Consider the following 13,119-nt stretch of genomic DNA (forward strand, 5'->3'; position numbering starts at 1 on the left):
CTACAACAACATCGAAGCCGGTTCTTCGATGAATTGCCTGAAGGCGGCGAGGAAGCGCGCACCGGTGGCGCCGTCGATCACCCGGTGGTCGCAGGACATCGTGACCGTCATGACGGTGGCGATCTCGAGCTTGTCGCCGGCGACCACGGCGCGCTTTTCGCCGGCGCCGACCGCCAGGATCGCGGCATGCGGCGGGTTGATCACCGCGGTGAAATCCTTGATGCCGAACATGCCGAGATTGGAGATGGCGAAGCCGCCGCCCTCGAACTCGGACGGCTTGAGTTTCTTGGTGCGGGCGCGCTCGGCCAGCGCCTTCACTTCGTTCGAGATGACGGCGAGGCCCTTCTCTTCGGCGCGGAAGACGATGGGCGTGATGAGGCCGAAATCGAGCGCCACCGCGACGCCGACATCGGCGTGGCGGTGGCGCAGGATCGCGGTGTCGGTCCAGCTGGCGTTGACCTCGGGCACGCGCATCAACGAGAGCGCGCAGGCCTTTACGACGAAGTCGTTCACCGAGAGCTTAAAGCCATTTTCTTTCGGCGAGGTCTCGTTCAGCCGGGCGCGCATCGCCATCAGATTGTCGATGCGGGTGTCGACGGTGAGGTAATAGTGCGGGATGAGCGTCTTCGCGGACGCGAGCCGGCGCGCTATGGTCTTGCGCATCGCGTCGTGGGGGATTTCGACGTAGTCGTCCGGCTTGAAATAGGCGCGGGCGTCGGGGAGCGGCGCCATGCCGGAGATCGGCTGCGCGGCGGCGGGCGCCGGCGCGGCCGGGGCTTTCGCGGCGGCTGCGGCGCCAGCGGTGGGTTTCGTGCCGGGCTGGGCCGCTTCGACGTCGGATTTCACGATGCGGCCGCGCGGGCCGGAGCCCTGCACGGCAGCAAGGTCGAGGCCTTTCTGCTCCGCGATCTTGCGGGCAAGCGGCGATGCGAAGACGCGGGCGCCGCTTTCGGCCTTCGGCGCTTCAACTGCCGGCTTGGGTGGCGGTGGCGCCGCCCCCTCACCCCTGCCCTCTCCCCCTGCGGGGGCGACGGAGACTTTCGGCGCAGGCGGCGTCGACTTTGCTTCGGCCTTCGGCGCCGCTTCGGTGACGGCGGCCTTGATCGATTGCATCGCGCTGGCGATGTCGACTTTCGCGTCGGCCTTCTCGCCGTCGGCCAGCAACGTCGCGATGGGGGCGTTGACCTTCACGCCCTCGGTGCCCTCAGGCACGAGCAGCTTGCCGATCTTTCCTTCGTCGACCGCCTCGAATTCCATTGTCGCCTTGTCGGTCTCGATCTCGGCCAGGATGTCGCCGGACTTGACGGTGTCGCCCTCCTTGACCAGCCATTTGGCGAGCTTGCCTTCCTCCATCGTCGGAGACAGGGCGGGCATGAGGATTTGGGTCGCCACTAGTTGCTCTCCAGCCGCGCGAGTTCGCCGGCATTCACTTCCCAATGCGAGCCGTCGAATTCGGTGGTCATGACGGAGGTGAATTCCCCGGCGTCGAGGCAGCGGAAATTCACGCTGTAGTCATTGGGATGGCTGCGCGGAACGTAGAAGGATTTGATGCCGCAGACCGAGCAGAACAGATGCTTCGCGGCGCCGGTGTTGAAGGTGTAGGTCGTCAGAAGGCTTTCGCCGCGCAGGAGGCGGAAGTCCTTCTTCGCCACGATCAGGTGAAGATAGCCGGTCTTGGCGCACATGGAGCAGTTGCAGTCGACGAGCTCGACCTCGTTCGGCGTGCGCGCCTCGAACGCCACGGCGCCGCAATGGCAGCCGCCTTTTTTCCAACTGGTTTTCTTCTTTGGGGTGGCCATCGTCAGGTCCGGTAACAGACCGCCTTGGCGGCCGCGATCACGTCCTCGACATGCGGCAGGGCGAGCTTTTCGAGGTTGGCCGCATAGGGCATCGGCACGTCCTTGCCCGTGACCTTGGTCGGCGGCGCGTCCAGCCAGTCGAAGGCTTCGAGCGCCACGGCGCTCGCGATCTCCGAGCCGATGGAGCAGATCGGCCAGCCCTGCTCCACCGTCACGACGCGGTTGGTCTTCTTGACGGATTCGATGACCGTCGCGGTGTCGAGCGGGCGCAGCGTTCTGAGGTCGATCAGCTCGGCGTCGATGCCCTCGGCGGCGAGCTTCTCGGCGGCTTCCAGGATCAGGCCGACGCAGATCGAATGGGCGACCAGCGTCACATGCCTGCCTTGCTTGATGACGCGCGCCTTGCCGATCGGCAGCACGAAATCGTCGAGCTTGGGCACCGGGAAGGAGCGGCCGTAGACGATCTCGTTCTCCAGGAAGATCACCGGATTGGGATCGCGGATCGCGGCCTTGAGCAGGCCCTTGGCGTCGGCGGCGAAATAGGGTGCGACGACCTTGATGCCGGGGATGTGGGCGTACCAGGAGGAATAGTCCTGGCTGTGCTGGGCGCCGACGCGGGCGGCGGGGCCGTTGGGGCCGCGGAACACGATGGGCGCATGCATCTGGCCGCCCGACATGTAGCGCGTCTTGGCCGAGGAATTGACGATCTGGTCGATCGCCTGCATGGCGAAATTCCAGGTCATGAACTCGACGATGGGGCGCAGGCCCGCGAAGGCGGCGCCGACGCCGAGACCGGTGAAGCCGTGCTCGGTGATCGGGGTATCGATCACGCGACGGGCGCCGAATTCCTCCAGGAGGCCCTGGCTGACCTTGTAGGCGCCCTGGTATTGCGCGACTTCCTCGCCCATCAGGAAGACGGTATCGTCGCGGCGCATCTCTTCGGCCATGGCGTCGCGCAGCGCTTCGCGCACCGTCATGGTCACCATTTCGGTGCCTTCGGGAATTTCGGGATCGGAGAGCGCGGCATGCGCCTCGACCTTGGGCGCGGCGGGGGTGGCGTCGACCGCCTTCTCGACCTCGCGCTTGGGTGCGGCGGGAGCAGCCGGCGTTGCGGTGGCGGCCGGCGCGGATTTTTCCTCGCTGTCGCCGAGCAGCGTGGCGATGGGGGCGTTGACCTTCACGCCTTCGGTGCCTTCGGGCACGAGCAATTCGCCGATCTTGCCCTCGTCGACGGCCTCGAACTCCATCGTCGCCTTGTCGGTCTCGATCTCGGCCAGGATGTCGCCGGACTTCACCGTATCGCCCGCTTTCACGAGCCATTTGGCGAGCTTGCCTTCTTCCATGGTCGGAGAAAGCGCGGGCATGAGGATCTGGATGCTCATGCCAGGACATCCGTGTAGAGCTCGGCGGGATCGGGCTCGGGGCTTTCGGTGGCGTATTCGGCTGCGGTGTTCACGATGGAGCGGATGTCCTTGTCGATGGCCTTGAGGTCGTCCTCGCTCGCGAGCTTCTGCGCCAGGAGCTTCTGGCCGAGATGGTCGATGGGATCGCGCTTCTCGCGCACCTCGGTCACTTCCTCGCGCGTGCGGTATTTCGCGGGATCGGACATGGAGTGGCCGCGATAGCGGTAGGTCTTCATCTCCAGGATGATCGGGCCCTTGCCGGAGCGGCACCAGTCGAGCGCGTCGGCCGCCGCGGCGTTCACCGCCGCCACGTCCATGCCGTCGACCTGGCGGCCCTCGATGTTGAAGGAGGCGCCGCGCTTGTAGAAATGGGTCTCGGCGCTCGAGCGCTCGACGCTGGTGCCCATCGCGTACTGGTTGTTCTCGATCACATAGACGACCGGCAGCTTCCACAGCTCGGCCATGTTGAACGATTCGTAGACCTGGCCCTGGTTGGCGGCGCCGTCGCCGAAATAGGTGACGGCGACCTGGCCGTTGTTCCGGTACTTGTTCGCGAAGGCGAGCCCCGTGCCGAGCGGCACCTGGGCGCCGACGATGCCGTGGCCGCCGAAGAAGCTCTTCTCGGCCGAGAACATATGCATCGAACCGCCCTTGCCCTTGGAATAGCCGGTCGAGCGGCCGGTCAGCTCGGACATGACGTTCTTGGGGTCCATGCCGCAAGCCAGCATATGGCCGTGGTCGCGATAGGCGGTGATCACCTGGTCGCCCGGCTTCTGCGCCGCCTGGACGCCGACCACGACCGCTTCCTGACCGATATAAAGGTGGCAGAAGCCGCCGATCAGGCCCATGCCGTAGAGCTGGCCGGCCTTCTCCTCGAACCGCCGGATCAGCAGCATGTCGCGGTAGAACTGTTTCAGGGAGGCGGAATTCGAACCCGGACCGGCGTCCGGGACAGCGGTCTCGGCGGCCATTTTGGGCGGATTCATGCAGCTCGCGGGGGCGTGGCGTTTCCCATGGGTTTTGGCAAGCGCGGCGCGGCATTGCAAGCGGTGACGGATTATCAGGTGCCTAGTGCGCCGAACGCGGGACAGCCACTTGGTTGGGGGCGCCGAACATGAGCTGGCCGCGCGCCAATTCCTCGACCAGATCGGGGTCGGCGGCGCCGGGATGCATCAGGGCGATGCGATGCTCCAGCCGCAAGCGGTCGCCCCGCGCCCGGGCGAGAAGTTGCTGCTGAACACCGAGGCGGGCCTGGACCTCGGACAGCGCCAGCATGCCGCGCTCGCCCCAGATCGCGTAGTAGCCGAAATAGGCGACCACGGCGCAGCTGACCGCCGGCAGGATCGAGAGGGTGAAGGCGCGTGTGACGCTGCGCTTGATTCGCATGGGACCGACCGAATCACGGACCGATTCGCCCGGTCAAGGGCTTTTTCGTTAAGAGCGCAATCGCGGGCGTTAAGATATGGCTTCGGCCAGCGACATCGCGTCGATGATCTGGGTCAGGCGCGCTTTCAGCGCCGCCTCATGCGCGGCGCGCCCGGCATCGTCGGCGAACCGCGTTAACGGAATACGGAATATCTCCTCGGCGAGCAGGCGCGGCAGGAGCGCCTTGACGGCGTGGCACCCCTTGGGCGGCTCGATGAAGAGGCCGACATGAAGCGAGCGGCCCGGCCCGTTCTCGCAATGGTGCCAATAGCCGGCGGGCAGGAACAGAAGATCGCCGGGCGCAAGGGTCTCGTCGAACAGCGGCGCGCCCTGGGGCGGCGCCTGTTCGGGCATGCCGCCGACCGGAAAGTCCACCGGCGGGCCGTGGATCAGCCAGCGCTTGCTGCCCTCGAGCTGGAGGATGAGGAGATCCTGCGGATCGTAATGCAGCGTGAAGGCGCCGCCCGTGCCGGTCGTCGCGATGGCGCCGGCGTAGATTTCCTCCGCGGTCCGGCGCGCGATATCCGCGCAGAGGACGCCGAGCGCCGGCACATGCCGGTCGAGCCGCGACGCGATCAGGCTGGCGCCGCCGTCCAGCAGCCTGGCGAGATTGGCGGCGTCGATCCTGCCGTCCTTCGCATAGAACGCCGGTGCCACCGTGCGTTCGCGCAGCGTTACGCGCAACTCGTCGAGCGCCAGCGCGCCGCTTTCGGCAAGATCGAGCAGCGCGGCCCCATCGAGCAGGCCGTCGAACCGCGCCTTGTCCGTGCCGCGCTGCAAGCAGAGCGACCGCGTGCGCAGGAAGTCGCGGAACTCCGCTTCCGGCGCGAACAGTTCCTGCAGGGAGGAAATCATGATCGCCACTCGGCCGCCGCTGGGCGCAGCCTAGCACGCGGCAAGGGGCATTTCACACGACCGTCAAACCGGCGCCTTCAGCACGCTCCGGCCGGCATAAACGGCCTGGTCGCCGAGCAGTTCCTCGATGCGCAGGAGCTGATTGTATTTCGCCAAGCGGTCCGAACGGGCCAGCGAGCCGGTCTTGATCTGCCCGCAATTCGTCGCCACCGCGAGATCGGCGATGGTCGAATCCTCGGTCTCGCCGGAGCGATGGGACATCACGGCGCGATAGGCGGCGCGCTGCGCGGTCTCCACCGCGTCGAGCGTCTCGGTCAGCGAGCCGATCTGGTTGACCTTGACCAGGATGGCGTTGGCGACGCCTTTCTTGATGCCTTCGACCAGGCGCCTGGTGTTGGTCACGAAGAGATCGTCGCCGACGAGCTGGACCTTGTCGCCGATGGCCCGGGTGATGCCGGCCCAGCCTTCCCAATCGTCTTCCGCCATGCCGTCCTCGATCGAGACGATGGGATAGCGGGCGCAAAGATCGGCATAGACCTTCACCATCTGGTCGGGCGTCAGCGTCTTGCCCTCGCCTTCCAGCACATACTTTCCGTTCTTGAAGAACTCCGTCGAAGCGGGATCGAGCGCGAGATAGACGTCCTCGCCGGGGCGGTAGCCCGCCTTCTCGATCGACGTCATGATGAAGCCCAGCGCTTCGTCGGCGCTTTTGAGATTGGGCGCGAAGCCGCCCTCGTCGCCGACATTGGTGTTGTGGCCGGCGTCGTGCAGCGCCTTCTTCAGCGTGTGGAAGACCTCCGCGCCCATGCGCAGCGCCTCGCGGAAGCTCGGCGCGCCGACCGGCATGATCATGAATTCCTGGAAGTCGATCGGGTTGTCGGCATGGACACCGCCATTGACGATGTTCATCAGCGGCACCGGCAGGACCTGCGCCTTGGCGCCGCCGACATAGCGGTAGAGCGGCAGGTTCGCCGCCGCGGCCGCGGCCTTGGCGATCGCGAGCGAGACGCCGAGGATCGCGTTGGCGCCGAGGCGCGCCTTGTTCGGGGTTCCGTCCAGCGTACACATCAGCTTGTCGAGGCGGACCTGGTCCTCGGCTTCCATGCCGCAGAGCGTGTCGAAAATTTCACCGTTCACCGCGGCGACCGCTTTTTCGACGCCCTTGCCGCCATAGCGCTTGCCGCCATCGCGCAGTTCCACCGCCTCATGCGCGCCGGTCGAGGCGCCGGACGGCACGGCCGCGCGGCCGAATGCGCCGTCTTCCAGCCGCACATCGACCTCCACGGTCGGATTGCCGCGGCTGTCGAGAATCTCGCGGCCGGTGATGTCGATGATCGCCGTCATGTTTGCCCCGTCATGGAAAAGCCCAAGTCCGGTCCCTTTAAGGGATGGACCGCGCGCCAGCAAGCGTGCGACGGAGAGGGGCATCCGGCGCGTTTAAACCGCGCCCCAACGGAGTTCCTCCATGTCAGTTTCCCGACTTGCAGTTTTGTCCCTCGCCGTATCGCTGATCGGCACGGCCGCCGCCCATGCCGACAGCACGCCCGCGCCCGCGGGCGGCGGCATGATGATGAGCGGCCATGGCGGCATGATGCACAGCATGTTCACGCCCGAAGAGCGCATGATGCTGTTCGCCGACGGCGCCAAGGCGACGGCGGGCATGACCGACGACCAGAAGCACGCCTATCGCCAGCAGCAGCGCGAGCGGTACATGGGCATGTCCGACGCGGACCGCGCCAAGCTCAAGGCCGATCTCGACAAGCGCTGGGCGGCGCTGACGCCGGCCCAGCAGGCCGACATCAAGGCCAAGGTCGACGCCTTCATGGCCGCCCGCATGAGCGGCGGCGGCCAGGGCCAGTAACCCGGCCCGAATCCCTGTAGGCTCGGCGCACAGATCTCCCGCGCGTTCCGCGCGGGAGACAGCCTTTGGGGACAAACGCCATGTCCGTCACGCAAGCCGAGTTGCTCAGCGCAGCCGTCACCATCCTGTCGCTTCTCTTCCTGGCCTATGCCAGCGTGAACGTGTCGCGGATGCGCAGCGCGCATAACGTCGCCGCGCCGGCCGTCACCGGCCATCCGAAGTTCGAGTGCGCCTATCGGGTGCAGGTCAATTCGATCGAGCAGTTCGTGCTCTTCCTGCCGCTCCTGTGGCTGGCGACGACCTATTTCGCGCCGCTGCCCTGGCTGCCCGCGGTGTTCGGCCTGGTGTGGGTGGTCGGCCGCATCCTCTACCTGCAGGGCTATATGGCGGCGCCCGAAAAGCGCGAGACGGGCTTCGGCGTCACCGTGCTGGGAACCGTCGGCCTGCTGGTCCTGTCGATCTGGGGCATCGTCGCGGCCTGGATCGCGGTCAGCGCCGTCTAATTCACGCGCGGACGCTTGGCGATGCGGTCGATCTCGACGAGGTCGGCCAACAGGTCCGGCACGTCCTTCAGCCAGAGCATGTTCGCGGCGTCGGAGATGCCGCGCCGGGCCGCATCGTCCGGATCGTTGTGCGTCTCGATGAAGACGGCTGCGACGCCGCAGGCCACGGCAGCGCGCGCGATGTAGGGCGCCATCTCGCGCTCGCCGCCGGACTTGTCGCCCTGCCCGCCCGGCTGCTGCACGGCATGCGTCGCGTCGATCACCACGGGCGCGCCGAACTTCGCCATCTTGGGCAAGGCCGTCATGTCGACGACCAGCGTGTTGTAGCCGAAGCTGACGCCGCGCTCGGTGACGAGCACGTTGTTGTTGCCGGCCTCCAGCACCTTGGCGATGGCGTTCTTCATGTCCCAGGGCGCGAGGAACTGCCCCTTCTTGACGTTCACCACCTTGCCGGTCGCCGCGGCGGCGAAGATCAAGTCGGTCTGGCGCGAGAGGAAGGCCGGGATCTGCAGCACGTCCGCGACCGGCGCCATGATCGCGCATTGCTCGCGTTCGTGGATGTCGGTCAGTACGGGGAGGTCGAGTTCCGAGCGCAGATCGGCGAAGATCTGAAGCGATTTCTCCAGGCCCAGCCCGCGCCGGCCGCTCGTGCTGGAGCGGTTGGCCTTGTCGAAGCTCGTCTTGTAGATCAGCCCGAGGCCTGCCTTGGCCGCCATCTCCTTCAAGGCGTGCGCCATCTCGAAGGCATGCTCGCGACTTTCGAGCTGGCAGGGGCCGGCGATCAGCGCGAGCTTGCGGGCATTGCCGATCTCGACGGAACCGATTTTGACGACGGAATTGGGCTGGCTCATGCGGCGATCCTATGACGGACGACGCCGCAGTTTACAAGCTTTCGGGGACCTTACGGAACCGTGTAGCGCAAGGCGCTGACGCCGGCGAGCGGCGAGAGCACGTCCATCACGTCCCAGAAGGTGGTGGAGTCGACGCGGACCACGTCGCCGGGACGCACCGGCGTGCCTTCGTTCACCGCGAGACGGCGTTCGGCGTTCTCGCCCTGGTGGCGGACATAGACGGTGCTCTGGATGGCCTTGGGCGTGAAGCCGCCGGCCAGCGCGACGGCGCTCGAAAGCGTCATGCCGTTGGCGTAGGGATACTCGCCCGGCTTGATCACTTCGCCGACGATGTAGAACGGCCGATAGGTCGTGATCTCCACCGCGACCTTGGGATCGTTGAGATAGCCTTGCGAGAGCGCCGCGGCGATGCCGGACTCCACCTCATGCGCGGTGAGGCCGCCGGCCTTCACCTGGCCGATCAGCGGCAGGCGGATGACGCCGGTGGCGTCGACCTGGAAATCGCCGCTGAGATCGGCTTCGTCGAACACCGTGATATGGACCTTGTCGCCGCTTCCGAGACGATAGTCGGTGCCGCCATAGGCCGGCGGCGCATCGGCGGCGGCCGGCCGCGCGACGGCGAGCGCCGCGACCATGCCGAGAGCCAGCGCGCCGAGGGCGCGTCGAAGGATGCGGACCGTTTTGAACATGGTCGGGAGTTTACCGGACGGTTCTTTCCGAAACCCTACGGTTTTAAGGACGCGGTAAACCGGCGGTTAAGGCAAAGGCGCCGAACGCGGCGAAATTCATACGTCCGAAGCGATGCCGCATCCGTTCGGCCCCGTGGCCGCATCTTAGTTGCCGTGGGAACGGGAGCGGCGGCGATGGAGGAATTTCCGGACATGGACAGGCCGATCCTGCGGGCGATCCTGGCGACCGCCTGCGGCCTGGGCGCCTTTGCGCTGCTGCAAGCCGCCGGCGCCGGCGCGCAGGAAAGTCTTCTGGGCGGGACGATCCTGGCCGGGGCGCTCAATATCCTCGGCCTGGCGTCATTGAACCGCGGCGGCGATGCTCCTACATCGGGACGGGCTGCCGGGGAGAGTTGGCCATGACGCTCGCGCAAGATATCGCGCCGCCGGTGCTGGCCGGACCGCCCATTCCCGACAAGCCGCTGCCGCTGTTCCGCGCGCTGAAGGCGATCAAGGACAACCAGTGGGCGGCGATCCCGCGCGCCGCTTATGAGGAGCCGGTCTATCTCTCCAAATCGATCCTCGGCACCGGCTATTTCATCAACGATCCGGCGGGCATCAAGCGGGTCCTGCTGGACGAGGTCGCCAATTATCCCAAGGCCCCGATGGAGCGCGCCGCGCTGAGCGCCGCGTTCGGCGACGGCATCCTGGTGAGCGAGGGCGAGAAGTGGCGCTCGCACCGCCGCATCATGGCGCCGGCCTTCGACTTCAAGAGTCTCGTCTCTTATGCGCCGGCGATGGTGGAGTGTTCGCGGGACGCGGCAGACGCCTGGGATGCCAAGGGCCGCGGCACCGTCATCGACATCGCGCGGGAGATGACGCATCTGACGCTCGACATCATCTCGCGCACCATGTTCTCGACCGACGCGGCGCGGCTGGGCGGCATCGTCGACGATGCGCTCAGGCGCGGCCAGGAGATGCTGAGCTTCGACTGGACCTATCTGCTGCCCCTCATCGGGCGCCGGCGCATGGACCGGCAATTCGCGCGCATCCGCCGGACCTTCGGCGAGATGGACGGGGCGATGCGCGGGCTGATCCGCGCGCGGGCCGGAGGCGGGGGCGGGACGCGGGATCTGCTGGACCGGCTGGTGGCGGCGCGCGACAGCGAGACCGGCGGCGGCATGAGCGAGGACGAAATCCGCGACGAGGTCGTGATCATCTATCTCGCCGGCCACGAGACCACGGCGCTGGCGATGACCTATGTCTGGTACCTGCTGTCGCAGCATCCGGCGGTCGAGGCGAAGCTGCATGCGGAATTGGACGATGTGCTCGCGGGGCGCCCGCCGGCGCATGACGATATCGCCAGGCTGCCCTACACGAAGATGGTGATCGAGGAGGCGATGCGGCTCTATCCGCCGGCGCCGGGGCTTTCGGGCCGTCTCGCGCTCGAAGCGGACGAGATCGCGGGCACCAAGATCCCGAAAGGCGCGATGGTGGTGATCGCGCCCTGGATCGTCCAGCGGCACAGGAAACTCTGGGACCAGCCCGAGCGCTACGATCCCGAGCGCTTCTCGCCGGAGCGCAGCGCGGGGCGGCATCGCTTCGCCTATATGCCGTTCGGTGGCGGCCCGCGCATCTGCATCGGCATGGCGCTGGCGATGACCGAGGCCGTGCTCATCCTGGCGACGATGGCGCAGCGCTATTGCCCGCGGCTGGTGGCGGGGCAGGACATCGTGCTGCAGCATCGCGTGACGATGCGGCCGCGCGACGGCATCAAGATGATCCTGGCGCCGCGCAAGACCTGACCCGCTTGGCGCCGATGAAGACTTCGTAACCGGGTTCGCGCGCGAAACGCTCGAGCGGCCAGATCGCCGGCGTGCCGACGCGCTTCGCGAGATGGATCACCCTGCCCTCGCCCAGATAGACGCCGACATGGGCGCCATAGGCGTCGGCGGTGCGGTTGAAGAGCAGCAGATCGAGCGGCGCGAGGTCGGCGACGCGTTCGGTTTCGGCGGTGTCATCCCACAGGTCGCTGGAGCGGAAGTCCGAGATGGTCGGGCCGAAATGGCGCAGCAGCGCATAGGCGAAAGCCTGGCAGTTCGCGCCGGCCGCGACGTCGCGCGCCGGAAAACATTCGCCGCGATAGGGCACGGCCCAGAAGGCGGAGGGGATGTCGGCGTCGGCGATGGTTTCGAGCATCGCCGCGATCCTAGAGCGGGATGACATCAGGCTGAGTCGGATTTGGGATTCCCACGGGGTCGCGAGTCTGATTCAAGATGCTGGCTGGGAAGGAGGCCGGCATGGATGGGCAAGCCTTATTCGATGGATCTTCGCGAACGGGTTGTTGCGGCGGTTGAGCGCGAGGGACTTTCGCGGCGCCAGGCCGCGGCGCGCTTTGGCGTCAGCTACAGTGCCGTGATCGCCTGGCTGAAGCGGGTTGATGCCACGGGCAGCTTCGCTCCCGGTCAGATGGGCGGCCACAAGCCAAAGACGCTTTCCGGTGCTTGGCGGGACTGGCTTGTACAGCGCTGCCGGTCTGGCGACTTCACGCTGCGCGGGCTGGTGGCGGAACTGGGCGAGCGCGGCCTGAAGGTGGACTATCGCTCGGTGTGGGCGTTCGTCCACGCCGAGAAGCTCAGTCACAAAAAAAGACGCTGATCGCCGCCGAGCAGGATCGCCCGGACGTGGCGCGCCGGCGTACCCAGTGGGCGAAGTACCGCGGCTGGGTCGATCCCTCCCGTCTGGTGTTCATCGACGAGACTTGGACCAAGACCAATATGGCGCCGTTGCGGGGCTGGGCGCCGGTCGGCGAAAGGCTGCGCGCCAAGGTTCCGCACAAGCGCTGGAAGACCATGACCTTCCTCGCCGCCTTGCGCCAGGATCGCCTCGATGCGCCCTGGCTCATCGACGGGCCGATCAACGGCGTGCGCTTCCTGCTTTATGTCGAGAAGGTGCTCGTCCCCACTCTCAAGCCCGGCGATATCGTCGTCATGGACAATCTCGGATCACACCGAAGCAAAGCCGTACGCGCCGCCATCCGAGCGGCAGGCGCAAAGCTCTTCTTCCTGCCCAAATACTCCCCCGATCTGAACCCCATCGAGCAGTTCTTCTCAAAGCTCAAGCACTGGTTGCGAAAGGCCGCGCGCCGTTCTCAAGATGCCGTCTGCAACGCCATCGGCCACGTCCTCGACACCGTCACGCCGACAGAATGCAAAAACTACTTCGAGAACTCGGGGTATGAGTAACCTAACTTCATCACGCTCTAGCACACGGGCTGGCGACGTTATTTAATCCGAAAATCGCTGGTCGTAATGGCGCAGCGCAGGCGATTGCGGATTGACGTCACTAGTCCATTGGACTACCCTGCACAGATGGATGCACCGGTCGCGGTCATCGAAACTCCGGAATTTCTCGCCGCGACGCGAAAGCTGATGGGCGAGGAAGAGCGGATTGAACTTGTCGACTACTTGGCAATCAATCCAACTGCCGGCGACCTCATTCCCGGCACGGGTGGCGTGCGAAAGCTGCGCTGGGCACTCGAAGGGCGTGGCAAGCGTGGAGGCGCAAGAGTGATCTACTACTTTCACAGCCTAAGACTGCCGCTGCTGCTGTTGGATGCGTATGCCAAGAACGAGAAGAGCGATCTCAGCTCGGCAGAGAAGAACGAACTCAGACAGATGGCGAAACTTATGGCCGAGAGGTACGGAAAACCGTGACGAAGAAAACAGCAGTCGAGAGCAGTATCCTTCGGAGT

General features: G+C 66.1%; 16 protein-coding genes. 6 read left to right on the forward strand and 10 right to left on the reverse strand.

Features of this window, described 5'->3' with window-relative positions:
• From WDN01_07620 to eno, 7 genes are all read right to left on the reverse strand, one after another.
• The gene (locus WDN01_07620) at nucleotides 1–1,392 is read right to left on the reverse strand and encodes a pyruvate dehydrogenase complex dihydrolipoamide acetyltransferase (GenBank protein ID MEJ0025879.1); all 1,392 of its coding nucleotides are present in this window, start codon (nucleotides 1,390–1,392) and stop codon (nucleotides 1–3) included.
• The gene (locus WDN01_07625; GenBank protein MEJ0025880.1) at nucleotides 1,392–1,799 is read right to left on the reverse strand and encodes a GFA family protein; all 408 of its coding nucleotides are present in this window, start codon (nucleotides 1,797–1,799) and stop codon (nucleotides 1,392–1,394) included. Before WDN01_07625 ends, WDN01_07620 begins: the two co-directional genes overlap by 1 nt.
• A 2-nt stretch (nucleotides 1,800–1,801) precedes the next feature.
• Nucleotides 1,802–3,181 (reverse strand): pyruvate dehydrogenase complex E1 component subunit beta, encoded by a 1,380-nt coding sequence (locus WDN01_07630; protein MEJ0025881.1) that lies wholly within the window; start codon nucleotides 3,179–3,181, stop codon nucleotides 1,802–1,804.
• Entirely contained in the window at nucleotides 3,178–4,188 is a 1,011-nt protein-coding gene (gene pdhA / locus WDN01_07635) for a pyruvate dehydrogenase (acetyl-transferring) E1 component subunit alpha (GenBank protein ID MEJ0025882.1), read from the reverse strand. The genes WDN01_07630 and pdhA overlap by 4 nt, the downstream gene beginning before the upstream one ends.
• 82 nt (nucleotides 4,189–4,270) lie before the next feature.
• Complete coding sequence (locus tag WDN01_07640; GenBank protein MEJ0025883.1) at nucleotides 4,271–4,588, reverse strand: septum formation initiator family protein; 318 nt, start codon at nucleotides 4,586–4,588, stop codon at nucleotides 4,271–4,273.
• A 69-nt stretch (nucleotides 4,589–4,657) separates the two neighbouring features.
• The gene (locus tag WDN01_07645; protein MEJ0025884.1) at nucleotides 4,658–5,482 is read right to left on the reverse strand and encodes a cupin domain-containing protein; all 825 of its coding nucleotides are present in this window, start codon (nucleotides 5,480–5,482) and stop codon (nucleotides 4,658–4,660) included.
• A 63-nt stretch (nucleotides 5,483–5,545) separates the two neighbouring features.
• The gene (gene eno / locus WDN01_07650; GenBank protein MEJ0025885.1) at nucleotides 5,546–6,826 is read right to left on the reverse strand and encodes a phosphopyruvate hydratase; all 1,281 of its coding nucleotides are present in this window, start codon (nucleotides 6,824–6,826) and stop codon (nucleotides 5,546–5,548) included.
• 121 nt (nucleotides 6,827–6,947) lie between these two features.
• On the opposite strand from eno, the gene WDN01_07655 reads away from it, so the two are divergent.
• On the forward strand, nucleotides 6,948–7,343 hold the full coding sequence (locus tag WDN01_07655) for a hypothetical protein (GenBank protein ID MEJ0025886.1): 396 nt from the start codon (nucleotides 6,948–6,950) through the stop codon (nucleotides 7,341–7,343).
• An 80-nt stretch (nucleotides 7,344–7,423) separates the two neighbouring features.
• Complete coding sequence (locus tag WDN01_07660) at nucleotides 7,424–7,846, forward strand: MAPEG family protein (GenBank protein ID MEJ0025887.1); 423 nt, start codon at nucleotides 7,424–7,426, stop codon at nucleotides 7,844–7,846.
• Here WDN01_07660 and kdsA read toward each other — a convergent pair.
• Together kdsA and WDN01_07670 are read right to left on the reverse strand one after the other, a co-directional pair.
• Complete coding sequence (gene kdsA, locus WDN01_07665) at nucleotides 7,843–8,697, reverse strand: 3-deoxy-8-phosphooctulonate synthase (protein ID MEJ0025888.1); 855 nt, start codon at nucleotides 8,695–8,697, stop codon at nucleotides 7,843–7,845. The genes WDN01_07660 and kdsA overlap by 4 nt on opposite strands.
• Before the next feature lie 50 nt (nucleotides 8,698–8,747).
• Complete coding sequence (locus WDN01_07670) at nucleotides 8,748–9,386, reverse strand: polysaccharide biosynthesis/export family protein (GenBank protein MEJ0025889.1); 639 nt, start codon at nucleotides 9,384–9,386, stop codon at nucleotides 8,748–8,750.
• A gap of 192 nt (nucleotides 9,387–9,578) precedes the next feature.
• On the opposite strand from WDN01_07670, the gene WDN01_07675 reads away from it, so the two are divergent.
• Together WDN01_07675 and WDN01_07680 are read left to right on the forward strand one after the other, a co-directional pair.
• Nucleotides 9,579–9,788 (forward strand): hypothetical protein, encoded by a 210-nt coding sequence (locus WDN01_07675; protein ID MEJ0025890.1) that lies wholly within the window; start codon nucleotides 9,579–9,581, stop codon nucleotides 9,786–9,788.
• Complete coding sequence (locus WDN01_07680; protein MEJ0025891.1) at nucleotides 9,785–11,170, forward strand: cytochrome P450; 1,386 nt, start codon at nucleotides 9,785–9,787, stop codon at nucleotides 11,168–11,170. The genes WDN01_07675 and WDN01_07680 overlap by 4 nt, the downstream gene beginning before the upstream one ends.
• Here WDN01_07680 and WDN01_07685 read toward each other — a convergent pair.
• Entirely contained in the window at nucleotides 11,139–11,564 is a 426-nt protein-coding gene (locus tag WDN01_07685) for an NlpC/P60 family protein (GenBank protein MEJ0025892.1), read from the reverse strand. The genes WDN01_07680 and WDN01_07685 overlap by 32 nt on opposite strands.
• 105 nt (nucleotides 11,565–11,669) lie before the next feature.
• Between WDN01_07685 and WDN01_07690 the strand changes: the two genes are divergently transcribed.
• Both WDN01_07690 and WDN01_07695 read left to right on the forward strand, forming a co-directional pair.
• A protein-coding gene (locus tag WDN01_07690) for an IS630 family transposase (protein MEJ0025893.1) occupies nucleotides 11,670–12,610 on the forward strand; the annotation gives its coding sequence in 2 pieces (ribosomal slippage) (nucleotides 11,670–12,009 and nucleotides 12,009–12,610; 942 coding nt in all).
• Between the two features lie 126 nt (nucleotides 12,611–12,736).
• A complete protein-coding gene (locus tag WDN01_07695) occupies nucleotides 12,737–13,081 on the forward strand; it encodes a type II toxin-antitoxin system RelE/ParE family toxin (GenBank protein MEJ0025894.1) in 345 nt (114 codons plus the stop codon).
• The last annotated feature ends 38 nt before the right edge of the window (nucleotides 13,082–13,119 follow it).

The organism is Rhizomicrobium sp., from assembly GCA_037200985.1.
Taxonomy (GTDB): Bacteria; Pseudomonadota; Alphaproteobacteria; order Micropepsales; family Micropepsaceae; genus Rhizomicrobium.